At 64.0% G+C, this 23,725-nt stretch carries 21 protein-coding genes and 1 tRNA gene; 5 read left to right on the top strand and 17 right to left on the bottom strand.

Annotation, left to right across the window (positions count from 1 at the left end; all coding sequences use genetic code 11):
- Nucleotides 1–54: 54 nt before the first annotated feature.
- The 4 genes from lpdA (at nt 55) to B0E46_RS10045 (ending at nt 3,739) form a co-directional block, all read left to right on the top strand.
- Nucleotides 55–1,479, top strand: coding sequence for a dihydrolipoyl dehydrogenase (lpdA, locus tag B0E46_RS10060; protein WP_077555643.1), 1,425 nt, complete (start codon nt 55–57; stop codon nt 1,477–1,479).
- Between the two features lie 214 nt (nt 1,480–1,693).
- A complete protein-coding gene (locus tag B0E46_RS10055) occupies nt 1,694–2,290 on the top strand; it encodes a TIGR00730 family Rossman fold protein (protein WP_077555642.1) in 597 nt (198 codons plus the stop codon).
- A gap of 15 nt (nt 2,291–2,305) precedes the next feature.
- Nucleotides 2,306–3,304, top strand: coding sequence for a YhdH/YhfP family quinone oxidoreductase (locus B0E46_RS10050; RefSeq protein ID WP_077555641.1), 999 nt, complete (start codon nt 2,306–2,308; stop codon nt 3,302–3,304).
- Between the two features lie 69 nt (nt 3,305–3,373).
- Nucleotides 3,374–3,739, top strand: coding sequence for a response regulator (locus tag B0E46_RS10045; protein ID WP_077443791.1), 366 nt, complete (start codon nt 3,374–3,376; stop codon nt 3,737–3,739).
- 76 nt (nt 3,740–3,815) lie between these two features.
- Here the strand turns inward: B0E46_RS10045 and B0E46_RS10040 are convergent, their stop codons facing one another.
- Both B0E46_RS10040 and B0E46_RS10035 read right to left on the bottom strand, forming a co-directional pair.
- Nucleotides 3,816–4,715: a DnaJ C-terminal domain-containing protein gene (locus B0E46_RS10040; protein WP_077555640.1), complete on the bottom strand. Its 900-nt coding sequence runs from the start codon at nt 4,713–4,715 to the stop codon at nt 3,816–3,818.
- Between the two features lie 94 nt (nt 4,716–4,809).
- A complete protein-coding gene (locus tag B0E46_RS10035) occupies nt 4,810–5,262 on the bottom strand; it encodes an Hsp20/alpha crystallin family protein (RefSeq protein ID WP_077555639.1) in 453 nt (150 codons plus the stop codon).
- Between the two features lie 134 nt (nt 5,263–5,396).
- Between B0E46_RS10035 and B0E46_RS10030 the strand changes: the two genes are divergently transcribed.
- Nucleotides 5,397–5,897, top strand: coding sequence for a peroxiredoxin (locus tag B0E46_RS10030; RefSeq protein ID WP_077555638.1), 501 nt, complete (start codon nt 5,397–5,399; stop codon nt 5,895–5,897).
- A gap of 133 nt (nt 5,898–6,030) precedes the next feature.
- On the opposite strand, the gene gyrA is transcribed toward B0E46_RS10030, so the two are convergent.
- From gyrA to nuoN, 15 genes are all read right to left on the bottom strand, one after another.
- Entirely contained in the window at nt 6,031–8,646 is a 2,616-nt protein-coding gene (gene gyrA, locus B0E46_RS10025; protein WP_077555637.1) for a DNA gyrase subunit A, read from the bottom strand.
- Nucleotides 8,647–8,783: 137 nt separating this feature from the next.
- Nucleotides 8,784–9,194, bottom strand: coding sequence for a GtrA family protein (locus B0E46_RS10020; RefSeq protein WP_077555636.1), 411 nt, complete (start codon nt 9,192–9,194; stop codon nt 8,784–8,786).
- Complete coding sequence (gene mtnA / locus B0E46_RS10015) at nt 9,194–10,204, bottom strand: S-methyl-5-thioribose-1-phosphate isomerase (RefSeq protein ID WP_077555635.1); 1,011 nt, start codon at nt 10,202–10,204, stop codon at nt 9,194–9,196. The genes B0E46_RS10020 and mtnA overlap by 1 nt, the downstream gene beginning before the upstream one ends.
- Nucleotides 10,205–10,264: 60 nt before the next feature.
- Nucleotides 10,265–10,450, bottom strand: a complete 186-nt coding sequence (locus B0E46_RS10010; RefSeq protein ID WP_077555634.1) for a PspC domain-containing protein — start codon at nt 10,448–10,450, stop codon at nt 10,265–10,267.
- 25 nt (nt 10,451–10,475) lie between these two features.
- On the bottom strand, nt 10,476–11,543 hold the full coding sequence (phaC, locus tag B0E46_RS10005) for a class III poly(R)-hydroxyalkanoic acid synthase subunit PhaC (RefSeq protein ID WP_077555633.1): 1,068 nt from the start codon (nt 11,541–11,543) through the stop codon (nt 10,476–10,478).
- A 12-nt stretch (nt 11,544–11,555) separates the two neighbouring features.
- Entirely contained in the window at nt 11,556–12,632 is a 1,077-nt protein-coding gene (locus B0E46_RS10000; protein ID WP_077555812.1) for a poly(R)-hydroxyalkanoic acid synthase subunit PhaE, read from the bottom strand.
- A 122-nt stretch (nt 12,633–12,754) separates the two neighbouring features.
- On the bottom strand, nt 12,755–14,860 hold the full coding sequence (pnp, locus tag B0E46_RS09995; protein ID WP_077555632.1) for a polyribonucleotide nucleotidyltransferase: 2,106 nt from the start codon (nt 14,858–14,860) through the stop codon (nt 12,755–12,757).
- A 25-nt stretch (nt 14,861–14,885) separates the two neighbouring features.
- A complete protein-coding gene (gene rpsO / locus B0E46_RS09990; RefSeq protein ID WP_007513234.1) occupies nt 14,886–15,155 on the bottom strand; it encodes a 30S ribosomal protein S15 in 270 nt (89 codons plus the stop codon).
- 167 nt (nt 15,156–15,322) lie between these two features.
- Entirely contained in the window at nt 15,323–16,249 is a 927-nt protein-coding gene (truB, locus tag B0E46_RS09985) for a tRNA pseudouridine(55) synthase TruB (protein ID WP_077555631.1), read from the bottom strand.
- Nucleotides 16,250–16,277: 28 nt separating this feature from the next.
- Complete coding sequence (gene rbfA / locus B0E46_RS09980) at nt 16,278–16,661, bottom strand: 30S ribosome-binding factor RbfA (protein ID WP_077555630.1); 384 nt, start codon at nt 16,659–16,661, stop codon at nt 16,278–16,280.
- 89 nt (nt 16,662–16,750) lie between these two features.
- Nucleotides 16,751–19,561 (bottom strand): translation initiation factor IF-2, encoded by a 2,811-nt coding sequence (gene infB, locus B0E46_RS09975; RefSeq protein ID WP_077555629.1) that lies wholly within the window; start codon nt 19,559–19,561, stop codon nt 16,751–16,753.
- A gap of 148 nt (nt 19,562–19,709) precedes the next feature.
- On the bottom strand, nt 19,710–21,215 hold the full coding sequence (gene nusA, locus B0E46_RS09970) for a transcription termination factor NusA (protein ID WP_077555628.1): 1,506 nt from the start codon (nt 21,213–21,215) through the stop codon (nt 19,710–19,712).
- A gap of 107 nt (nt 21,216–21,322) precedes the next feature.
- Nucleotides 21,323–21,868, bottom strand: coding sequence for a ribosome maturation factor RimP (rimP, locus tag B0E46_RS09965; protein ID WP_077555811.1), 546 nt, complete (start codon nt 21,866–21,868; stop codon nt 21,323–21,325).
- Nucleotides 21,869–22,064: 196 nt separating this feature from the next.
- Nucleotides 22,065–22,141: transfer RNA gene (locus B0E46_RS09960), tRNA-Met, on the bottom strand.
- A 125-nt stretch (nt 22,142–22,266) separates the two neighbouring features.
- Nucleotides 22,267–23,721 carry an NADH-quinone oxidoreductase subunit NuoN gene (nuoN, locus tag B0E46_RS09955; protein WP_077555627.1) on the bottom strand — a complete coding sequence of 485 codons (1,455 nt, stop codon included), beginning with the start codon at nt 23,719–23,721 and terminating at the stop codon, nt 22,267–22,269.
- Between the last annotated feature and the right edge of the window lie 4 nt (nt 23,722–23,725).

The following is a 23,725-nucleotide window of genomic DNA, read 5'->3' as shown; positions in this document are numbered from 1 at the left end:
GCCCCTGCTCCCTGTTCCCCGTTCCCTGCTCCCGCTTTCAAGGACACCAAAACCATGAGCGACAAATTCGACGTCATCGTCATCGGCGCCGGCCCGGCCGGTTATGTGGCCGCGATCCGCGCCGCACAGCTGGGCCTGAAGACCGCCTGCGTGGATGCCTTCGCCGGCAAGGACGGCAAGCAGGCACTCGGCGGCACCTGCCTCAACGTGGGCTGCATCCCGTCCAAGGCGCTGCTCGACTCCTCGCGCCAGTTCCACAACCTCACGCACAACTTCGGCGTGCACGGTATCACGGCCGACAACGCGAAGATCGACGTGCCGACCTTCATCGGCCGCAAGGACAAGATCGTCAAGCAGTTCACCGGCGGCGTGGCGCAGCTGTTCAAGGCGAACAAGATCACGCCGTACTTCGGCACCGGCAAGCTGCTCAAAGGGAACAACGTCGAGATCACGGGCGCAGATGGCAGCAAGCAGACGATCAGCGCGACCAACGTGATCCTCGCCTCCGGCTCGGTGCCGATCGAGCTGCCGTTCGCGAAGTTCGACAACAAGATGATCCTCGACAACGCCGGCGCGCTGGACCTCGCCGAAGTGCCGAAGCGCCTGGGCGTGATCGGCGCCGGCGTGATCGGCCTGGAGCTGGGCAGCGTGTGGAAGCGTCTCGGCGCCGACGTCACCATCCTCGAAGCGCTGCCGGATTTCCTCTCCGTCGCCGACGCCGACGTGGCCAAGATCGCTGCCCGCGAGTTCGCCAAGCAGGGGCTGACCATCAAGCTTGGCGCCAAGCTGACCAAGGCCGAGATCAAGAAGAATGAAGTCGCCCTCACCTACGAGGACAAGGACGGCGCGCACGAGCTCGTGGTCGACAAGCTGCTGGTCGCCGTGGGCCGCCGCGCCTACACCGCCGGCCTGCTGGCCGACGACACCGGCGTGAAGCTGGACGAGCGCGGCCGCATCGTGGTCGACGAGCACAACCACACCGGCGTCGATGGCGTGTGGGCGATCGGTGATGCCGTGCGCGGCCCGATGCTGGCGCACAAGGGTTCCGAGGAAGGCGTGGCGGTGGCCGAATGGATCGCCGGCAAGGCCGGCCACGTCAACTTCGACACGATTCCGTGGGTGATCTACACCGAACCGGAGATCGCCTGGGCCGGCAAGACCGAGAAGGAATTGAAGGACGCCGGCATCCCGTACAAGGTCGGCAGCTTCCCGTTCGCCGCGATCGGCCGCGCCGTCGCGATGAACGAGGCCGTCGGCCAGGTGAAGATGCTCGCCCATGCCGAAACCGATCGCATTCTCGGCGTGCACATGGTCGGTCCGGGCGTCTCCGAGCTGATCGCCGAGTGCGTGGTGGCGATGGAGTTCAAGGGCTCGTCCGAGGATCTGGCGCGCATCGTCCACGCGCATCCGACGCTGTCCGAGGCCGTGCACGAAGCGGCGCTGTCGGTCGACAAGCGCGCGATCCACAAGGGCAACTGAGCCACCGCGTCAAACGTACATCGGCCCGCTCGTGGCGACATGGGCGGGCCGTTACTTTTCAGAAGTGAGTGAAGAGGAGTGAGAAGTGAGAGAAGACCAGAGCAAAACCTCGCTTCGGCCTCTTCGCCCCGTCACCACTTAGCACCTCGGCCACTCAATCCGCCTCGCACCGCCCTCTCTCACTTCTCACTCCTCTGCGCTCACTCCTCGCCTTATGCCACAACCCACCTCACTCTGCGTCTACTGCGGCTCCAGCCCAGGCAATCATCCCGGCTACACCGAACAAGCCCGCGCGTTCGGCGCCGAAATGGCCCGGCGCGGCATCGCCCTGGTCTACGGTGGCGGCAAGGTCGGCCTGATGGGCACGGTGGCCGACGCCGTGCTGGCTGGCGGTGGCAAGGTGATCGGCGTGATCCCGCGCCAGCTGGTGGAGCTCGAAGTGGCGCACCCAGGCCTGAGCGAGCTGCAGGTGGTCGAAACCATGCATCAGCGCAAGACGCGCATGTACGAGCTGTCGGACGCGTTCGTGGCCCTGCCTGGCGGTTTCGGCACCATGGACGAGATGTTCGAGATGCTGACCTGGGCGCAACTGGGGCTGCATCGCTACCCATGCGCGTTCCTCGATGTGCGCGGCTATTACGGCGGCCTGCGCACGATGATGGATCACATGGTCGGCGAAGGCTTCGTACGCGCCGGACAGCGCGACAGCGTCTGGTTCGGCGACTCGATGGCCGCACTGTTCGACTGGATGGACAGCTACGACGGTGGCGGCGCGTCGCGCGTGATCGGTCCGTCCAGCATCAAGGCCTGAAACCGGAGATCCCAGATGAGCACGTTCCGCGCCTTTCGCATCCACAACGATGGCGCCGGCTACCGCGCCGGCATCGAGAGCATGCCGGCCGATGCGCTGTCGCCGGGCGAGGTGCTGGTCAAGGCCATGTATTCGTCGGTGAACTACAAGGACGCACTGGCCGGCACCGGCAAGGGCAAGATCCTTCGCCAGTTCCCACTCAACGGCGGCATCGACGTCGCCGGCCATGTGGTCGCCTCCACCGCCCCTTCCTTCAAGGAAGGCGACGCCGTGTTGTGCACCGGCAGCGGCCTGTCCGAAACACGCGACGGCGGCTATGGCGAATACGCGCGGCTCGACGCGCGCTGGACGATCCCGCTGCCATCGGGTCTGAGCCTGCGCGAGAGCATGATCCTCGGCACCGCCGGCTTCACCGCCGCACTGGCGCTGCTGCGCATGCAGGACAACCGGCAGACACCAGCCCTCGGCCCGATTGCCGTGACCGGCGCCAGCGGCGGTGTCGGCCAGCTGGCGATCGATATCTTCAGCCGCGCCGGTTACGACGTGCATGCGATCAGCGGCAAGGCCGCTCACTTCGACTTCCTGCGCAGTCTCGGCGCCAGCGCATGCACCGACCGCCACGGACTCGCCTTCAGCGGCAAGCCGATGGATTCGGTGCGTTTCGGCGGTGCGCTGGACAACGTCGGCGGCGCGATGCTGGCTGGCCTGCTGCCGCTGGTCGCGCCCTGCGGCAACGTGGCGATCTGCGGCAACGCAGGTGGCATCGCCTTTGACAGCACGGTGATGCCGTTCATCATCCGCGGCGTGTCCCTGCTCGGCATCGCCTCGGCCGGCACCACCCGCGACATCCGCGACGAGGTCTGGCAGCATCTGGCCAGCGACTGGAAACCGCAACACCTGGAGCGCATCGCCACGCGCGAAATCGGCCTCGATGAACTGCCCGAGGTGTTTGCGCAGATGCTCGCTGGCGCCTCGTTCGGCCGCACCCTGGTACGCATCGGCAGCACGGTTTGACGAAACCATGCTTGGAAGTCGCTTCGCCACGGCTTAGAATCAACGAAACTCGCTGGGGACCACCACCTTATGGCACGTATCCTGATCGTCGACGATTCACCGTCCCAGTTGCTGGGCATCAAGCGGATCGTCGAAAAACTCGGGCATGAGACTCTTTCCGCCGAAGACGGTGCTGCAGGCGTGGAAGTCGCCAAGCAGGAAAAGCCCGACTTGATCCTGATGGACGTGGTGATGCCCAATCTCAACGGATTCCAGGCCACCCGCACGATCAGCAAGAATGCCGATACCGCGCATATCCCGATCATCCTGGTCACCACCAAGGATCAGGAAACCGATCGGGTCTGGGGCATGCGCCAGGGCGCCAAGGCCTATGTGACCAAACCGATCAAGGAAGAGGAGCTGGTCAAGGCGCTGAACGAGTTTCTGCCGCACTGATCTGATCCGACGAGTCCTGTGGCCCATGAAAAACGGCGCCTTTCGGCGCCGTTTTTCATGGGCGAGCCGCGACGGCTCAACGGCGCGGGTCGTAATCCTTGAACTGCTGCTGCAACGCCTCGTAGGCCGCACGTTGGCCGTCGTTGTCCGCCGGCGGCGTCCGGATCGACAACTCCACCAGTTGGTCACCCGGATGCGCTCCCGGCATGCCACGACCCTTCAGGCGCAGCTTGCGCCCCGACTGCGAGCCTGCCGGGATGCGCAGATCGACGGCACCCGCCAGGGTCGGCACCGGCACCGTGGTACCGAGCGCCGCCTCCCACGGCGTGATCGGCAGCACGTGCACCACGTTGCGACCGTCCAGCCGGAAGCGCGCATCGTCGTGAATGCCCACTTCCAGGAGCAGGTCGCCATTCGGCCCACCCGCCATGCCCGGCTGGCCCTGCCCGGAAAGGCGGATCACCTGCCCGGGATGGATACCGGCCGGAATCTTCACTTCCAGCACGCGCTCGCCACCGGCAGGGTCATGCATGGCCAATCGCGTGCGACCGCCATCGAATGCGGTCTGCAGATCAATCCGTACCGACGCCTGCACGTCCTGGCCGCGGCGCGGGCGCGGCTGGCCACGCTGGCCTCCGGCGCCCCCCCGGCCGAACAGGCTTTCGAAGAAATCGCTGAAATCGCCGTCGCCACCATCGCCGAAACCCTGGCCTTGTCCCTGCCAGCCCGGCGGCGGCCGGAATTGCTCGCCGCCGCGATAGCCGCCGGCGCGCAGCTGATCGTAGGAGCGCCGCTTCTCGGCGTCCTTGAGCACTTCGTTGGCCTCGTTGACCGACTTGAATTTCTCCTCGGCGCCGGCTTCCTTGTTCTTGTCCGGATGGTACTTGCGCGCCAGCTTGCGATACGCCGCCTTGATCTCGGCCTCGCTGGCATCGGGCTTCACGCCCAGAATCTCGTAATAGTCTTTGAATTCCACGCAAGCTCCTGATCACCGTTGCCGCACAGCACAAAGCCGCGACCCGCCGTGAATCATTATCCATGGCGGATCGGACTTTGATACAGCGCTGTGCTTATCCGGCGGTATTGATCGTAATGCGTCGCGGGGTGGTCTCCGGTTTCTTGGGGATCGAGATCTCGAGCACTCCGTGCCTGCCATGCGCGCTGATTCCGTCGGCATCTGCGCTTTCCGGCAGCGCGAAGCGACGATGGAATGTTCCGTACACCCGCTCCTGCCGAGTCAACTTGCCGCCATTTTCCCGGCTGTCGATCTTGCGCTCGCCCTTGATGGTGAGAATGCTCTTGTCCATGCTCACCTCGATCGCGGCCGGATCGACGCCTGGCACATCGGCGAGGATCATGAAACGCTTGTCCTCTTCCCGAATATCAACCCGCGGCGCCCATTGGCTGGTTTCCACGGTGGACTGGTCATTGTCATCGGTGTTGAAAAGACGTCCCAATGCCCGACGGAAATCCTCGGAGGGTCCCAGATCATGACCCCAGATGGATTGACGACTTGAATTCATATCACTGCCTCCTCGGTGGTTTCGCGGCACCATTGCCGGCTGCACCGGAAAATAGGTGCGGCTGTGGCGGTTTCAAGGCGACAGCCCACCACCAGGGGATTTAGCATGGCCAAGCCCCCTATCCCGAGACGAGCATGAAGATCCAGCCTGGCGACACGATTCCAGACACCACCATCCGGGTCGTCGACGGCGAGGCAACGCCCAAGCAAACCGGGGAACTGTTCGCCGGACGGAAAGTCCTGCTGTTCGGGGTACCTGGCGCGTTCACCCCGACCTGCTCCAACAAGCACCTGCCCGGCTACATCAGTCGTTACACCGAATTCCAGCAACGCGGCATCAGCGTGATGTGCCTCGCCGTCAACGACGCCTACGTGATGCGGGCCTGGGCCACCTCACAACAGGTTCCCGCCGGCCTGCTGATGCTGGCCGACGGCAACGCCAGCTTCACCCGCGCACTGGGACTCGAACTGGATGGCACGCCCTTCGGCATGGGTCTGCGCACGCGCCGCTTTGCGCTGTACGCGGAAGATGGCGTAGTGCGCCTGTTGCATGTCGAGGCGCCGGGTGAGCTGCGAGTTTCCAGTGCGGAAGCGATGTTGTCAGCGATCGGAGGATTGAGCCAGGTGCGCGAGTAGGTTGACCGCGCGTACGACCCGATTGTTTGCGTCTGCCTTCGACCGCAAAACAGACATTAGTGAAGCACACTCACACAGCCTGAAAGAAAAACCCCGGCGGCACCGGGGTTTTTCTTTCAGGACAGCATCAGGCTCACTCTTCCGTAGCGATCGCTTCAATCTCACCAGGGCTTCCACCCTCGGTCGGTGCCGGAACATCGACAACCACGCCTTCCTCGCCGTTGTCCTCATCCGCATCCAGCCGCATCACGCTGACAAGTTTTTCATCAGCCGGCAGCTTGATCAGGGTGACGCCTTGGGTGTTGCGGCCGAGCTGCGAGACTTCCGCCACGCGGGTACGCACCAGCGTGCCCTGGTTGGAGATCAGCATCAGCTCGTGCGCCTCGGTGACCTGCACGGCGCCGACCAGCGCGCCATTGCGTTCGGAGCACTGGATGCCGATCACGCCCTGGGTGCCACGGCCCTTCTTGGTGAACTCGACCAATTGGGTGCGCTTGCCGTAGCCGCGTTCGGTGGCGGTGAGGATGTCGCCCTCGGCCGCCACGATCAGCGAAACGACCTGCGCGCCTTCGGCCAGCCGCATGCCGCGTACGCCGGTGGCGGTACGGCCCATCGAACGCACGGTATTCTCGTCGAAGCGGTTGACCTTGCCGTTCGAGGCGAACAGCAGGATGTCGCTGTTGCCGTCGGTGAGTTCGACATTGACCAGTGCATCGCCCTCGTCCAGCTTGATCGCGATCTTGCCCTTCTGCAGCTGGAACGCGAACTCGGTCAACGGGGTTTTCTTGACCGTGCCGAACCTGGTCGCGAAGAACACGAAACGATCCTCGGTGTACTCACGCACCGGCAGCACGGCCTGCACCTTCTCGCCAGCGCCCAGCGGCAGCAGGTTGATGATCGGTTTGCCGCGCGCACCGGGGCCGGCGTCCGGCATCTGGTAGACCTTCAGCCAGTAGACGCGGCCGGTGCTGGTGAAGGTGAGCAGCGTGTCGTGCGTGTTGACCACCCACAGCTGCTCGACGAAATCCTCGTCCTTCAGTGCCGAGGCCGAACGGCCCTTGCCGCCACGCTTCTGCGCACGATAGGTGCTGGCCGGCTGACGCTTGATGTAGCCGGTGTGCGACAGCGTGACCACCACGTCTTCCGGCGCGATCAGGTCGAGGACGTTGAGGTCTTCCTGCGAATGCTGGATCTCGGTGCGACGGGCATCGCCGAACTCGGCCTTGACCGCTTCCAGTTCGCCACGGATCACCTCGAGCAGACGCTCCGGATTTTCCAGGATCTCGATCAGGCCGCGGATGGTTTCCAGGATCTGCCGGTATTCGTCGGACAGCTTTTCCTGCTCCAGCCCGGTCAGGCGATGCAGGCGCATCGCCAGGATTTCCAGTGCCTGCGCTTCGGACAGCTGGTAGCCGTCATCCTTCAGGCCATCGCGCGGGTCCATTTCTTCCGGCCGCGACGCATGGGCGCCGGTGGCCGAGAGCAGCGCGCGCACCATGCCTGCTTCCCAGTGCCGCGCGACCATGCGCTCGCGCGCTTCGGCCGGCGAGGCCGAGGTCTTGATCAGCTCGATCATCTCGTCGATGTTGGCCAGCGCGACGGTCAGGCCTTCGAGGATGTGCGCGCGGGCACGCGCCTTGCGCAGTTCGAAGATCGTGCGACGGGTGACCACTTCGCGACGGTGGCGGATGAATGCCTCGAGGATGTCCTTGAGGTTCATCAGCTTTGGCTGGCCGTCGAGCAGGGCCACCATGTTGATGCCGAACGTGACCTGCAGCTGGGTCTGCTGGAACAGGTTGTTCAGCACCACGTCGCCCATCGCGTCCTTGCGGATCTCGATGACGACGCGCATGCCGTCCTTGTCGGATTCGTCGCGCAGCTCGCTGATGCCTTCGAGCTTCTTTTCCTTGACCAGCTCGGCGATCTTCTCGATCAGCCGCGCCTTGTTCACCTGGTACGGCAGCTCGTGGACGATGATTGTCTCGCGGCCGTTCGGCTCGGTCTCGATCTCCGCCTTCGCACGCACCAGGATGCGGCCGCGACCGGTGCGGTACGCCTCGATGATGCCGGAGGAGCCGTTGATGATGCCGTAGGTCGGGAAATCCGGCCCCGGAATGTAGTGCATCAGGTCGTCGATCGAGAGCGTCGGCTCGTCGATCAGCGCCATCGTCGCCGCGATCACCTCGTTGAGGTTGTGCGGCGGGATATTGGTGGCCATGCCGACCGCGATGCCGGCCGAGCCGTTCACCAGCAGGTTCGGCACGCGCGCCGGCAGCACCAGCGGCTCGTGTTCGCTCTCGTCGTAGTTCGGGCCGAAGTCGACGGTTTCCTTGTCGATGTCGGCCAACAGCTCATGCGTGAGCCGCGACATGCGCACCTCGGTGTATCGCATCGCGGCGGCGTTGTCGCCGTCGACCGAACCGAAGTTGCCCTGGCCGTCGACCAGCAGATAGCGCAGCGAAAACGGCTGCGCCATGCGCACGATCGCGTCGTAGACCGATGCATCGCCGTGCGGGTGGTACTTACCGATCACGTCACCGACCACGCGGGCGGATTTCTTGTACGGCTTGTTCCAGGCGTTGCCCAGTTCATTCATCGCGAACAACACGCGGCGGTGTACCGGTTTCAGGCCGTCGCGTACGTCCGGGAGGGCGCGTCCCACGATCACGCTCATGGCGTAATCGAGATAGCTCTGGCGCATTTCGTCTTCGATGTTGACGCGAATGATTTCTTTGGCGAGTTCTGCCATGAATCTTCTTTCCTGATGACGTAGAAGGGCGCTGGCACCGCGCCTCAAGCGCATGCGCAAGCGACCCGAAATCAACCTGAGGAGTGTAGCACGAATGTCATCAAAACGACAGGATTTAGTCGTTATGAATCAGCAACTTACGATGATGTCTTGGTGGCCTTGAAAAGCACTCCGCGCGCTGTCGAAAAATTGACCAGCGCAGCCACTGCCGAACCCGCTGCTGCCGCCACGGCGGGCCAGCGATGCAGCATGGGAAAGTTCATCAGCAACAGGACGTAAATCCCGTAATTGATCACCGCACCGAAGCTCATCAGCCCCACCCAGTGCAACCATTCGGCGTGTGCGGCGCGGTTGCTGCGACGGGCAGCGAAGGTATGGCGACGGTTCCACCACCAGGTGAACGTGGCCGCCAGCAGGAACGACAGCACCCGGGCCAGATAGGGATTCCAGTCCTCGATGCCTACCAGCAGCTGCACGATCCCGGCATCGACCACCAGGCCGCCGACACCACCTATCGCAAACAGCGTGATTTCGCGCGACAGCCTCATCAGCCGAACATCGCCTGCATCGCGATGCTGTTCGGCCGCTCGATCACGCCGCGCTCGGTCACGATGGCGTCGATCAGCTCGGCCGGCACCACGTCGAACACCGGGTTCCAGGCCTGCGCACCATCGATCACGGTACGCGTGCCGCTGGTGCTGAGCAGCTCGGCAGGATCGCGCAGCTCGATCTCGATTTCCTCACCGCTGCCGGTGCGCATGTCGACCGTGGACGACGGTGCCACCACCATGAACTTCACGCCGTGGTATTTCGCCGCAATCGCCAGCTGATAGGTACCGATCTTGTTGGCGGTATCGCCGTTGGCGGCGATCCGGTCCGCACCAACGATCACCCATTGCACGGCACCGGATTTCATCAGGTGCGCTGCCGCGGAATCGGCAATAAGCTGCGCCGGAATGCCATCGCGCACCAGCTCCCACATGGTCAGGCGTGCGCCCTGCTGCCACGGCCGGGTTTCGCCGGCATAGACCCGGCTGATCCGCCCCGTCGCCACGCCGGCACGGATCACGCCCAGCGCGGTACCGAAGCCGGCGGTGGCCAGCGAGCCGGTATTGCAGTGGGTCAGCACGCCCGAGCCGAAGGTGATCAGCGAGGCGCCCAGTTCACCCATATGCCGGTTCGCTGCCAGATCCTCGTCCTGGATCGCCTGCGCCTCGCGCACCAGTGCCCCGGCATCGGCGCCGGCAGCAATGCGCCTCTTCATGCGGTCCAGCGCCCACATCAGGTTCACCGCGGTGGGCCGTGCCGCGCGCAGCATCGCCAGCACGTCATCCAGCGCAGCATGCTGCTGCGCGGACATCGCCACACCCCAGGCGGCCGCAATGCCGATCGCCGGGGCACCGCGCACGGCCAGATCCCGGATCGCCTGCGTCACTTCGGCAGCGTCACGGCAATCGATCCATATCTCCTCATGCGGCAATCGGCGCTGGTCCAGCAGGCGCAGATAATCGTCGCGCCATTGCACGGCACGGATGCGGTCGTATCGGTCGTAATCCATCGGAATGATCTTTTGCTCGAACAGGAACGGTGCCAGCGGATGGCCCGAAGCCCTCGTGCATCAGGGCGCTTCGGGCATCACCAGCCACATGATCAGATACAGCAGGATGCCGGATCCGCCCATTAGTGTAAGGATGATCCAGCCGACGCGCACCAGGGTCGGATCCCAGCCGAAATATTCGGCGATGCCGCCGCACACGCCGGCAAGCGAGCGGTAGCGGCGAGAACGATACAAACGCTTTTCCATGAATCACAATCCTTGGTTGATGGCATCAATCGCGCGCCCGCAGCCACTGGTGGATCGCCGGCGGCACTTCGCGCTGCGCGCGGCCGGATACGTAGATGCCGATGTGGCCGCCCTTGAACGCAAGCTGGGTATAGTCGGTGGTGCCGACATGCTTGCCCATCGCACGCGAGGCATCGGGTGGCACCAGGTGGTCCTGTTCGGCGAAGATGTTCAGCACCGGCTGCGTGACCATGCCCAGGTCCACCGGCTTGCCACCGATTTCCAAGGTGCCCTTGACCAGCTTGTTGCCCTGGTAGAAGTCCTTTATGAACTGACGGAACGCCTCACCGGCCTGATCCGGTGAATCGAAGATCCAGCGTTCCATCCGCAGGAAATTTTCCAATTCGGCCGGATTGTCGAGGATGTCGACCATGCCGATGTATTTCTGCTGGTTCAGGCGCACCGGCTTCAGCGTGAGGTAGACGTAGTTCATCAGCCCGGCGGGGATATTGCCCATGGTGTCGACGAACAGGTCCACGTCCATGCTGCGGCACCAGTGCGACAGCATGTTGTCCGACGTATGGAAATCCACCGGCGTGACCATGGTGATCAGGTTCTTCACCTTGTCCGCATGCAGCGCGGTGTAGCACAGCGAAAACGCGCCGCCCTGGCAGATGCCGAGCAGGTTGATCGCATCGAGATCGTGACGTTGCCGCACCGCATCGACGCAACGGTCGAGATAACCGTTGATGTAATCGTCCAGGGTCAGCCAGCGATCGGCGCCGTCGGGATAGCCCCAATCGATCAGGTAGACGTCCTCGCCCTGCTCCAGCAGGTTGCGCACCATCGAGCGGTCGGCCTGCAGGTCGGTCATCCATACCGTATTGACCAGCGCGTAGACGATCAGCAACGGCGTCTTCGCGGTCGGCCTGCTGTGACCTTCGAAATGCCATACCTTCAGCTTGTCCTCGCTGTAAACCAGCTTGCGCGGAGTATTCGCGTATTCGGGCTCGCGCATGCTGCGCAGGTTACCCATCCCGGCCGCAAGCTTGCGCTGGAACGTGGCGATGTCGCCCAGGGCCTTGCTCGGATCGATGCGCAATGGCGTATGCATGACGAAGTCTCCTTACTTGCGCTTGGACGGGCTGTTGCGGGGCTTGGAAGCGATCGCGCTCTTGCGCGGCGCCGCAGCTGGAACCTTGTTGGCGACCTTTGCTGCCGCCGATGCGCGTGTCTTTGCAGGAGCGACCGGCTTGGCAGTGCGCGCAGCCGCGGCTGGCGCAGCACTGGCGAGCTGACGCTTGAGCGCCGCCAGTTCGCGGCGCATGGCCATGATCTCGTCGGCATGATCTTCCGGCGCAGGCGTCCGGCTCGCACGAAACTCGCGACGCAATGCCTGCAGCCTCTCACCGAGACTGGACACTTCGCTTCGCGTCGGCACGCCAAGCTGCTGGCACATCTGCTCGGTCTGTTGCTGTTGCAGCTGACGCACGTGCATCTGCGTGTTGACCATCTCGCCATAGGCTTCGCGGAATTCGTCCGAGAGCGCGATCTCGGCGTAAGCCTCCTCCGCCGCATCCACCCAAAGGTCGTACAACGCCTTCAGCGAATCGATCTGACGCCCCGGCTCGGCATGTTGAGCCAGCTTGCCCTGCAACCGCTCCATGCCTTGCGTGTTGGCGCGTTGGATCAGCGCCTGATAACGCGCCGATGCCTGCAGCGAAGCCAGCACGGCGGCACTCATCGCCTGCTGCTGCATTTGCTGTTCGCGGTTCAGTCCGAATGCCGGCGTCGGGCCTTGCGTGCCGGGCAGATCGCCGAAGCCACTGCGCTGCGCCGCCTGCATCCAGGACTGCCACTGCCGTGCAAAACCCTCCGCACCGGTACTGTCGATGCCGCTGAACGCCTGGGTAAACGGCTGGCTGGCACCGCCGAACAGCTGTTGCATTTGTTGGCGCCAATCAGTCGGCTGCGCCGCGGCACCGCCGGCGGCTGCACCTTGCATCCAGTCGAAATATCCCTTCAGGCCGGCCAGGGTGCGTTCCAGCGTGTCGTTGCCGGAAGCTGGCGTTGTTGGCGGCGTGAAAAACGGATTGCCGGCGGGCTGAGCTTGCTGCTGTTGCAACTGGCGTGTCCAGGCATCCCACGATTGTTGTGCCAGCGCCTGGTAGTCCCTGATGAAATCGTTTGTCGGGTCAGCCATCGGTGCATCCTCGTACAAGGTTCCCTGCATCCTAGCAAAAGCCTGTTGCACAAAATCATCGTTCTCGAAACGCACAAGGCCCGGCATGGGCCGGGCCTTGCGTATTCACACTACCGCTTGACTCAGGCGTTGGCGCTTTCGTCTTCCAGCACGGCCTTCATCGACAGGCGGATGCGGCCCTGCTTGTCCACTTCCAGCACCTTGACCTTGACGATGTCGCCTTCCTTGAGCTTGTCGGAAACCTTCTCGACGCGCTCGCTGGAGATCTGCGACACGTGCACCAGACCATCCTTGCCCGGCATGATCGTGACGAACGCCCCGAAGTCCATCAGCTTGGCGACCTTGCCCTCGTAGATGCGGCCCGGCTCGACGTCGGAGACGATCTGCTCGATGCGCTTGCGCGCCGCTTCACCGGCTTCGCGATTGACCGAGCCGACGACGATGGTGCCGTCGTCGCTGATGTCGATCGTGGTGCCGGTCTCTTCGGTGATCGAACGGATCGTGGCGCCACCCTTGCCGATCACTTCGCGGATCTTGTCCGGGTGGATCTTGATGGTGATCAGACGCGGGGCGTACTCGCTCATCTCCGCACGAGCGGTGGTGATGACCTTGGCCATCTCGCCGAGGATGTGCAGGCGACCGCGCTTGGCCTGGGCCAGCGCCACCTTCATGATCTCTTCGGTGATGCCGTCGATCTTGATGTCCATCTGCAGCGCGGAGATGCCATCGGCGCTACCGGCCACCTTGAAGTCCATGTCGCCGAGGTGATCCTCGTCGCCCAGGATGTCGGACAGCACGACGAAGTCGTCGCCTTCCTTGACCAGGCCCATCGCGATACCGGCCACCGGCGCCTTCAACGGCACGCCCGCGTCCATCATCGCCAGCGAGGAACCGCACACCGAAGCCATCGACGAGGAACCGTTGGACTCGGTGATTTCCGAGACCACGCGCACCACGTACGGGAATTCCTCGATCGTCGGCTTGACGGCCTGCACGCCGCGCTTGGCAAGGCGGCCGTGGCCGATCTCGCGACGCTTCGGCGCACCGAAACGGCCGGCCTCACCCACCGAGAACGGCGGGAAGTTGTAATGGAACAGGAACGGATCCTTAGACTCGCCTTCCGGCGCGTCGATGATCTGCGCGTCGCGCGTGGTGCCCAGCGTGGCCACGACCAGCGCCTGCGTCTCGCCGCGGGTGAACAGCGCCGAACCGTGCGTGCGCGGCAGCACGCCGACACGCACGGTGATCGCACGCACGTCGTCGAGCTGACGGCCGTCGATGCGCACCTTGGTCTTCAGCACGCTGTCGCGCATGGTGTGGTATTCAAGCTCGCCGAATTCCTTCGACAGCTCGCCGGCTGCCCAGCCATTGGCTTCGGCCTGCGCCTTGAGCTCGCCCAGCACGTCGGCCTTGATCGCGGCGATCGCATCGCGGCGCTGCAGCTTGTCGCGCACCTGGAAGGCTTCTTCCAGCTTGCTGCCGACCGCGCCCTTGAGGGCCGCGACCAGCGACTCGTTGCGGGCCGGTGCCTGCCAGTCCCATGAAGGCTTGGCCGCTTCGGCAGCCAGTTCGGCGATCGCACGGATCGCGACCTGCATCTGCTGGTGACCGAACATCACCGCGCCGAGCATCACGTCCTCGGACAGCAGCTTGGCTTCGGACTCCACCATCAGCACCGCACCGGCAGTACCGGCGACGACCAGGTCCAGCTCGGAAGTCTTCAGTTCGGTGGCCGACGGGTTCAGCAGGTACTGGCCATTCGCATAGCCGACGCGTGCAGCGCCGATCGGGCCCTTGAACGGGATGCCGGCCAGCGACAGCGCGGCGGAGGCGCCGAGCAGCGCGACGATGTCGCCGTCAACCTCGGGGTTGAGCGAGACGACCTGCGCGATGACCTGCACTTCGTTCTTGAAGTCTTCCGGGAACAGCGGACGCACCGGACGATCGATCAGACGCGAGGTCAGCGTCTCCTTCTCGGTCGGACGGCCCTCGCGCTTGAAGAAACCGCCCGGGATGCGGCCGGCGGAGTAGAACTTTTCCACGTAGTCGACGGTGAGCGGGAAGAAATCCTGCCCTTCCTTCTGCTTGGTGGCCGCCACGGCGGTGACCAGCACCACGGTGCCGCCCATGCTGGCCATCACCGCGCCGGACGCCTGGCGGGCAATTTCGCCCGTCTCCAGCGTGACTTCGTGACTACCGTACTGGAATGACTTGGTTACTTTTGCCACGTTGTTCTACTCCTCGTCCGGTGGATTAACGGCGCAGGCCGAGGCGTTCGATCAGGGTCTGGTAGCGCGCAAGATCGCGATCCTTCAGATAGCTGAGCAGGCGCTTGCGCTGGTTGACCAGCTTCAGCAGGCCACGGCGGGAATGGTGATCCTGCTTGTGCTCCTTGAAGTGGCCGGTGAGATGGTCGATGCGGGCGGACAGCAGGGCCACCTGGACTTCGGTCGAACCGGTGTCGTTCGGCACGCGGCCGAAATCAGCAATGATCTTGCCGGTCTGTTCTGCGGTAAGGGACATGGGTATACGTTTCCTTGGAAAGGCGATGCGAAGCTTGTGCTTGCATCATCGCGATGACGCAAGCACAAGCTTCGCCTAGATGAATGAAAGCGTTGAAATAACCTGTCTATTCTACTGATGGGAGCGGTGTTACAACAAGTGCGCAGCGGCGTATCGGCGCAATTTCTTCAGTCCGGCGGCAGGTTGAAGCCGCGCAGGATGCGCGCACGACCTTCGTCGTCCAGTTCCAGCAGCGCCAGCAGCGCGCCATCGCTGGCATAGGCCGCAAAGCGCCCGGTTGGGGGCGCCGTCGGCAACACGATCTGCTGGCCACGCGAGATCGCCATGCTTTGCACTTCATCGAGCTGCAAAGCCGGCAAATCGGACAATCCGGCCGATACCGGCAGAAGCTGCGCCAGCAACGCCTGGTCGCTCTGCTCCGAGGCCTGCTGCAACTCTTCCAGCGTCACCATGCGCGGCTCGCGGAACGGCTCCACCCACAGCCGGCGCAACGCGGTCAAATGGGCGCCACAGCCCAGATCCTCGCCCAGATCCACGGCCAGCGAGCGCACATAGGTGCCGGAACCGCATTCCACCAGCAGGGTCAGGGTGTCGCCTGCACGCGCCAACAGTTCGAGCCGGTGGACCTCCACTTCGCGCGGCGGCACGTCGACGGTCTCGCCACGACGCGCCTTCGCGTACAGCCGCTCGCCATCCTGCTTGAGCGCCGAATACATCGGCGGCACCTGCTGGATGCGGCCGCGCAGCTTGGCCAGCGCAGCCTCGACGGCCGCATCGTCCAACGGCGGCACCGGGCGCTGCTGCAGCATTTCGCCTTCGCAATCGGCCGTATCGGTGGTGATGCCAAGCCGGCACTCGGCCACATACGCCTTGCGTGCGCCGAGCAGGCTGCCGGCCAGCTTGGTCGCCTCACCGAAGCACAGCGGCAACAGGCCGGTGGCCAGCGGATCGAGCGCGCCGGTATGGCCGCCCTTGGCTGCGCGCAACAAACGGCGCACGCATTGCAGCGCCTGGTTGGAGCTCAGGCCCAGCGGTTTGTCGAGCAGGACGATGCCGTGCAGGTCACGGTGCTGGATACGCGGCAGGCGACTCATCGGTTCAACAATACCCAATGCTTCCGGTTCAATCCTGCTTGTCGCCGCTGGGCGGCGCCAGGTCACGCGCCTGTTCACGCAGCAGCGATTCAATGCGTTCGCCCTTGTCGACCGAATCGTCGTACTTGAATTTCAGCTCCGGCACCCGGCGCATGCGCATGCCGCTATGCGCCAGCGAATGACGGATCTCGTGGCTCATGGCGTTGAGCGCCTTCACGGTCGGCAAGCCCTGTTCAGGCATCAGGGCAGTGACCCACACCGTGGCCCAGTCCAGGTCGCGGGTAATCTCCACGTCCGACACGCTGACCGACGGCAGTCCGTGATCGCGCACGGCCGCATGCACCAGCAGGCCCAGTTCACGGCGCAGCTCGGCACCGATGCGATCGGTGCGTTTGAAATCACGGGATGGCATGAGTATCTCCAAATCAGATCGAGGCCAGTCACCGCATCACGGCGACTGGCCTCGTCCTCTCGCCCTTGCGGGGAAAGGCCATAGTTCAATTACAAGGTACGCGCGACTTCCGTGCGCTCGAAGCACTCGATCTGATCGCCCGGCTTCACGTCGTTGTACTGCTTGACCGCGATGCCGCACTCCATGCCGTTGCGCACTTCGTCGACCAGATCCTTGAAACGGCGCAGCGATTCCAGCTCGCCCTCGAAGATCACCACGTTGTCGCGCAGCACGCGGATCGGCTTGCTGCGCTTGACCGAGCCTTCGGTGACCATGCAACCGGCCACGGCGCCGAACTTGGAGCTGCGGAACACGTCGCGGACCTCGGCGGTGCCGATGATGTCCTCGCGCACTTCCATGCCGAGCAGGCCGGTCGCCGCCTGGGTCACCTGGTCGATCACGTCGTAGATGATCGAGAAGTAGCGCACGTCCAGGCCGGCCGTCTCGATCACCTTGCGCGCCGACGCGTCGGCGCGCACGTTGAAGCCGATGACCAGCGCCTTCGAAGCCGCCGCCAGGGTGGCGTCGGATTCGTTGATGCCGCCCACGCCGGACGAGACCACGTTGACCCTGACCCGGTCGTTGCCGATCTGGGTCAGCGACTCGCGCAGTGCCTCGACCGAACCCTGCACATCGCCCTTGACCAGGATGTTGAGCGTCTGTTGCTCCACGCCCTGGCCCATCTTGGCGATGATGTCCTCGAGCCGGTTGCTCTTGCTGACCATGCGCGTTTCGCGGCGCTTGAGCTCGCGCTCCTGCGCCACTTCGCGGGCGAGGCGCTCGTCCTCGACGCAGACGAAGTCGTCGCCGGTTTCCGGCACGCCGGACAGACCCAGCACCTGCACCGGAATCGACGGACCGGCTTCCAGCACCTGCTGGCCGGTTTCGTCGATCAGCGCGCGCATGCGGCCGTATTCGATGCCGCAGACGACGAAGTCGCCCTTGCGCAGCGTGCCCTGCTGCACCAGCACCGTCGCGACCGGACCGCGGCCACGATCCAGACGGGACTCGATCACCACACCGGAGGCGCGGCCATCGGCCACGGCCTTGAGTTCCATCATCTCGGCCTGCACCGAGATCGCATCGAGCAGATCCTCGACGCCTGCACCGGTCTTTGCCGACACCGGCACGAACTGCACGTCGCCACCCCAGTCTTCCGGCACCACTTCGTATTGCACCAGGCCCTGCTTGACGTTGTCGGGGTTGGCGCCGTCCTTGTCCATCTTGTTGACCGCGACGATCAGCGGCACCTTGGCGGCGCGCGCATGCTTCACCGCTTCCACCGTCTGCGGCATCACGCCGTCATCGGCAGCGACGACCAGGATCACGATGTCGGTCGACTGCGCGCCACGGGCACGCATCGAGGTGAACGCGGCGTGGCCCGGGGTATCCAGGAACGTGATCACGCCCTTGGACGTTTCCACATGGTACGCGCCGATATGCTGGGTGATGCCACCGGCTTCGCCGGCAGCCACCTTGGTGCGACGGATGTAGTCGAGCAGCGAGGTCTTGCCGTGATCGACATGGCCCATGATGGTCACCACCGGCGGGCGCGTGGTCTTCTCGCCTTCCAGTTCGACGTTCTGGGTATGTGCCGCCAGCGCTTCCTCGGCGTTGTTCTGGTTGTCGGCCACCGGTGTATGGCCAAGCTCCTCGACCACCAGCACGGCGGTATCGTGGTCGATGGTCTGGTTGATGGTCGCCATCACGCCCATCTTGAACAGCGCCTTGACCACCTCGGAGCCCTTGACCGCCATCTTCTGCGCCAGCTCGGCGACGATGTTGGCGTCACCGACGACAACTTCGCGCACTACCGGTGCGGTCGGGCGCGAGAAACCGTGCGGACCGGACGGTGCATTGTTGCTGCCGCGCGACAGTTCGCGGACATTGCCGCGACCGGGTTTGCCACGCTTGTTGCTGGAGGAACGGCGTGCACGGTCTGCGTCGCTCAGGTGCATCTGGCCGCCAGCGAAACGCTTGCTGCCATCGCGCTCTTCCTTGCTGCCGACCTCATCGCGTTCGCGGCCGTGCTTGAGCTTGCCGCGAGCATCGCTGGCCGGCGCCGGCGCGGCCGCGTTGCCGGCCATACCCGGACGAACTGCCGGCTTCGCTGCTGCCACGGGCGCTGCGGGTGCCGGCGCTGGCACCACCACCGGCTTGACCAGTTTTTCGCGTTTGCGCGGCTCATGGATGCGCGGCAGGATCATGCCCAGCTCGCGCTGGTCCATGCGCTGCACGGCCGTTGGTTCGTCCTCGAACTTGTCCGCAGGGGCGGCCGCTTCAGCCACTGGAGCCGGCTCCGGCGTGACCGCAACCACGTCGGCCTCGTCGGCAACCTTGGCCTCGGCCTGGCGCCGCTCCTGTTCTTGCTGCTCGTCCAGGGCGCGCTGCTGCGCCTCTTCCTGGCGGCGCTGCTCGGCCTCGATGCGCTCGCGTTCTTCCTGCTCACGCTGCTGCTGCGATTCCTGCAACTTGCGCACGGCATCCTCGCGCTCGCCGTCGACACCGGCTTCCTCGGCGATCACGCTGCGCTTGACGTAGGTCCGCTTGGCGCGCACTTCGACGTTGACCGTCTTGGCGGCACCGGCTGCGCCGCGACCGCCCGGGGTGGCCACTTTCAGTTCGCCGACCGTGCGGCGCTTGAGCGTGATCTGGCGCGGCGCGCTGTCCTCGGCTTCGGCGGCGGCTTCGTTCTTGCCGTGTGTGCGGCGCAGGAACCCGAGCAGCTTCACCTTTTCGGTGCTGCTGATGACCTGCTCCTGATCGGAGAATTTCATGCCCGCCTCACCAAGCTGCGACAGCAGCTTGTCGACCGGCATGCCCAGTACCTGGGCTAGTTGTTTGATCGTGACGTCCGACATCGTGTTCTCTGCTCCGCCATTCCCGCGCTTGGGCCCTGTTCGGCCCTTATCGTCTGTGCGGCCCTACCGGCACCGCCATCTCCGTCCATGGTGAAAGGCTTCGCAAAGCCTTTCTCGGCACACCCATCCAGGGTGTTGCCGTCCGCGGTTAGCCGCCTTTCTCCAGCCGCTCGATCATCGGTGCGCGCGCGGCCATGATCAGTGCCGCAGCGCGCTCTTCGTCCATGCCTTCGATATCAATCAGGTCATCTACCGCCAGATCGGCCAGATCATCGACCGTACTCACTTCGCGGGCAGCCAGCGCATAGGCCGTCGACTCGTCCATGCCAGGCAGCGCAAGCAGTTCGGCGGAAGGCTGATGTTCGTCTACGCCCTCCTCCGCCGCCAGTGCCTCGGTCAGCAGGGCGTCGCGTGCGCGGGCGCGCAGTTCCTCGACGATATCCTCGTCGAAACCTTCCACGGCCAGCAGTTCGGCGCTGGGCACGTAGGCGATTTCCTCGATGCTGGAGAAACCTTCCTGCACCAGGATGACGGCAATCTCCTGATCCACTTCGAGCTTGTCCATGAACAGCTGGCGCGCGGCCTCCTGTTCGGATTCGCTCTTGGCGGTGACCTGATCCTGGGTCATCACGTTGAGCTGCCAGCCGGTGAGCTTGCTGGCCAGACGCACGTTCTGGCCACCGCGACCGATCGCCTGGGACAGCTTGTCCTCGGCCACCGCGATGTCCATCGAGTGCTTTTCCTCGTCCATGATGATGGACTGCACTTCGGCCGGCGCCATCGCATTGATGACGAACTGCGCCTGGTTCTCGTGCCACAGGATGATGTCGACGCGCTCGCCGTTGAGGTCGTTGGAGACCGCCTGCACGCGCGAGCCGCGCATGCCGATGCAGGCGCCGATCGGATCGGTACGGCTGTCATGCGCCAGCACGGCGATCTTGGCGCGGTCGCCCGGATCGCGGGCACAGCCCTTGATCTCGACCAGGCCCTGGCCGACTTCCGGCACTTCCAGCTTGAACAGCTCGATCATGAATTCCGGCGCCGCACGCGACACGAACAGCTGCGGACCACGCGCTTCGGACTTCACTTCGTAAAGGTAGCCGCGCACGCGGTCGCCGACGCGGGCCGATTCGCGCGGAATCGTCTTGTCGCGCGGAATGAACGCCTCGGCGTTGCTGCCCAGGTCGAGGTAGATGTTGCCGCGCTCGACGCGCTTGACGATGCCGGTCACCAGTTCGCCGACGCGGTCGGCAAAGGCATCGACCACCTGCTGTCGCTCGGCCTCGCGCACGCGCTGCACGATCACCTGCTTGGCGGCCTGCGCGGCAATGCGGCCGAATTCGGCATTCTCGACCTGCTGCTCGATGTACTCGCCCACTTCGGCGTCGGCGCGCTCGTCCAGCGCATCCATCAGGCGCAGCTGATAGGACGGCGATTCCATCTCGCCATCGTCGGCAATGATTTCCCAGCGGCGGAAGGTCTCATAATCACCGGTATCGTGATTGATCGCCACGCGGATATCCGGCTCCTCCTCCGGGTAGCGCTTCTTCGCGGCCGAGGCCAGCGCGGCCTCCATCGCCTCGAAAATCACATCCAGCGGCACACCCTTTTCATTGGCAACCGCCTCGACGACCAGCAAAAGCTCTTTGCTCATTGCAGCAACTCCATAGGCGCCCAGCGGCGTCCAACTCGTTAGCTTTTGCGCTCATCCCTGAGCGCGGGGATCAAAAAGCGGCCATCCATGGCCGCACTATTCATTTTTCAATCAGCCTGCTTCTTGCCAGGCGTCTTGCCACCGGGCTTGGGTTGCGGCGCATAACCCAGCGCCACCCAGTCCGGCACCACCCGCGCACTTTCCACCAGCGCGTGTTCGAATTCGAATGTCTTGCCTTCGGCTTCCAGCGTAATCTGCCCGCCTTCCACCGACACCAGCTTGCCACGCAGGCGACGACGACCTTCCAGCGGCGCCTTCAGCAACAGTTTCACTTCCTGCCCGCTGACTCGCGCAAACTGCTCCGCGGTGAACAACGGCCGATCAATTCCGGGCGAGGAAACTTCCAGCACGTAATGGCCCGGAATCGGATCCTCCACATCGAGCAGGGCGGACAGCTCGCGGCTGGCGCTCTCGCAGTCCTCGATACCGACCTCGCGACGCTCGCCCTCGCCTGCACCGCCCTTGTCGAGCAGGTCCAGGTAAACGCGCAGCGTACTCTGTCCATGCGACGGGGTGAACTCCACGCCTAGGCATTCCAGGCCCAGATCGGCCAGTACCTCGGTGAAGCGTTGTGCCAGTGCCTGTGTATCCATGGATTCGCCTTCCCAGCTCACTCTTTCAGAACAGCAGAAACAAAAAATGGGCTCCAACGGCCCATTTCCTTATCTCGCCGATGTCCCTCCCTGCTCAGCTCCTTCCGGCACCCGACCTGCATATGATCCGGCGCGACGCATCCATGCGCCCAACAAAAAAGCCTCACGAGGAGGCTTTCTTGCATCAAGAAAGATCTGGTAGCGGGGGTAGGATTCGAACCTACGACCTTCGGGTTATGAGCCCGACGAGCTGCCAGACTGCTCCACCCCGCATCAGAGTCCGAAGAGTTTATCGGGATGGCCAGCTTCTTGCAAGCCTCAACTCAACAAATCTATCGCATTGCCAACATGCAGTGAACCATCGTGTCATGACACGACGGTGTCCGCGCCTGCGCCAATCAAAGGCCGAACGCTGACCGGCACCAGCCCAGCAACGGCCCCCAGTAGAGGCCCAGTACCAACAAGGACAGCGCGTTCAACGACAACACCACGCGCAGGGACGCGTCCGGCTTGGCCTGCAGCTCGCTGCCTTCAGCCGGCTTGTCGAAGTACATCACCTTGATCACGTGCAGGTAGTAGTACAGGCCGATGATGGCGAACACGATGCCGACGATCGCCAGCCACAGCATGTTCGCGTGGATTGCCGCTTCCAGCACCAGGACCTTGGCCCAGAAACCGAACAGCGGCGGCACACCGGCCAGCGAAAACATCGCCAGCAGCATCAGGAACGCCATCCACGGCGACTTCTGGTTCAGCCCCTTCAGGTCGGCAATTTCCTCGCACTCGAAACCCGCGCGGGTCAGCGCCAGCATCACGCCGAAGGCAGCCGCGCCCATCAACGCATAAGAGATCGCATAGAACATCGCCGCGGCATAACCTTCCGGCCCGGCAGCCGCCAGACCCAGCAGCAGGTAGCCCATGTGCGAGATCGTCGAATAGGCCAGCATGCGCTTGAGATTGGTCTGCACGATCGCAACCAGGTTGCCGATCGCCAGTGACGCCACCGCCAGCACGGCCAGCATCAGCTGCCAGTGCTGCGACAGGTCGCCCATGCCGGAACTGAGCAGCCGGTACGCCATGCCGAACGCGGCAAGCTTCGAGCCCGAGGCAATTAAGGTGGTGACCGGCGTCGGTGCGCCCTGGTAAACGTCAGGGATCCACATGTGGAACGGCGCGGCACCGAGCTTGAAGCCAATGCCGACGATCATGAAGATCAGTCCGAACAGCAGCAGCTTAGGTGTCGTGGTGTACGTCGCCACGTTGTGAAGCTGGGCCAGGTCCAGGCTCGGCGTGCCGCCCATGCCGGAAGCGCCGTAGACCATCGACATGCCATACAGCAGCATGCCCGAGGCCAGCGCGCCCAGCACGAAGTACTTGATCGCCGCCTCGGACGGCAGCCGCGCATCGCGATTCAGCGCCACCAGCGCATACGACGACAGCGACAGCAACTCCAGTCCCAGGTACACGGTGACCAGGTTGCCGGCCGACACCAGCAGCATGATGCCGATCACCGCGAAGATCATCAGCGTGTAGAACTCGCCGATCAGCAGCTTGCGATCGATCAGGTATGGCCGCGCGTAGACCATCACCAGCACGGTGGTCAGCAACGCAAAGATCTTGAGGATATCCGCCACCCGGTCGCGCACGAACATGTCGCCGAAAGCCGTTACCGTCTGCTCCGACTGGCCGGCAATCAGCATGTAGATGGCGACCAGCAGCACGACGATCGAAATCCAGTGCAGCATGGGCCGCTGCTCGGGTTTCATGAAGGCGTCCAACAGCAACAGCAAGCACGCCGCCGCCACCAGATAGAACTCTGGAGCCATGATCAGGATGTCAATAAAAGTCGGCATGTTC

Source organism: Rhodanobacter sp. B04 (assembly GCF_002001125.1).
GTDB lineage: Bacteria > Pseudomonadota > Gammaproteobacteria > Xanthomonadales > Rhodanobacteraceae > Rhodanobacter.
The sequence above is the reverse complement of the archived record's forward strand: the minus strand, read 5'-3'. Positions and strand labels throughout refer to the sequence as shown.

Coding starts and splice junctions, on each gene's coding strand:
- lpdA (WP_077555643.1), top strand. CDS start 55: ATGAGCGACAAATTCGACGTCATCGTCATCGGCGCCGGCCCGGCCGGT.
- B0E46_RS10055 (WP_077555642.1), top strand. CDS start 1,694: ATGCCACAACCCACCTCACTCTGCGTCTACTGCGGCTCCAGCCCAGGC.
- B0E46_RS10050 (WP_077555641.1), top strand. CDS start 2,306: ATGAGCACGTTCCGCGCCTTTCGCATCCACAACGATGGCGCCGGCTAC.
- B0E46_RS10045 (WP_077443791.1), top strand. CDS start 3,374: ATGGCACGTATCCTGATCGTCGACGATTCACCGTCCCAGTTGCTGGGC.
- B0E46_RS10035 (WP_077555639.1), bottom strand. CDS start 5,262: ATGAATTCAAGTCGTCAATCCATCTGGGGTCATGATCTGGGACCCTCC.
- B0E46_RS10030 (WP_077555638.1), top strand. CDS start 5,397: ATGAAGATCCAGCCTGGCGACACGATTCCAGACACCACCATCCGGGTC.
- gyrA (WP_077555637.1), bottom strand. CDS start 8,646: ATGGCAGAACTCGCCAAAGAAATCATTCGCGTCAACATCGAAGACGAA.
- B0E46_RS10020 (WP_077555636.1), bottom strand. CDS start 9,194: ATGAGGCTGTCGCGCGAAATCACGCTGTTTGCGATAGGTGGTGTCGGC.
- mtnA (WP_077555635.1), bottom strand. CDS start 10,204: ATGGATTACGACCGATACGACCGCATCCGTGCCGTGCAATGGCGCGAC.
- B0E46_RS10010 (WP_077555634.1), bottom strand. CDS start 10,450: ATGGAAAAGCGTTTGTATCGTTCTCGCCGCTACCGCTCGCTTGCCGGC.
- phaC (WP_077555633.1), bottom strand. CDS start 11,543: ATGCATACGCCATTGCGCATCGATCCGAGCAAGGCCCTGGGCGACATC.
- B0E46_RS10000 (WP_077555812.1), bottom strand. CDS start 12,632: ATGGCTGACCCGACAAACGATTTCATCAGGGACTACCAGGCGCTGGCA.
- rpsO (WP_007513234.1), bottom strand. CDS start 15,155: ATGTCCCTTACCGCAGAACAGACCGGCAAGATCATTGCTGATTTCGGC.
- truB (WP_077555631.1), bottom strand. CDS start 16,249: ATGAGTCGCCTGCCGCGTATCCAGCACCGTGACCTGCACGGCATCGTC.
- rbfA (WP_077555630.1), bottom strand. CDS start 16,661: ATGCCATCCCGTGATTTCAAACGCACCGATCGCATCGGTGCCGAGCTG.
- infB (WP_077555629.1), bottom strand. CDS start 19,561: ATGTCGGACGTCACGATCAAACAACTAGCCCAGGTACTGGGCATGCCG.
- nusA (WP_077555628.1), bottom strand. CDS start 21,215: ATGAGCAAAGAGCTTTTGCTGGTCGTCGAGGCGGTTGCCAATGAAAAG.
- rimP (WP_077555811.1), bottom strand. CDS start 21,868: ATGGATACACAGGCACTGGCACAACGCTTCACCGAGGTACTGGCCGAT.
- nuoN (WP_077555627.1), bottom strand. CDS start 23,721: ATGCCGACTTTTATTGACATCCTGATCATGGCTCCAGAGTTCTATCTG.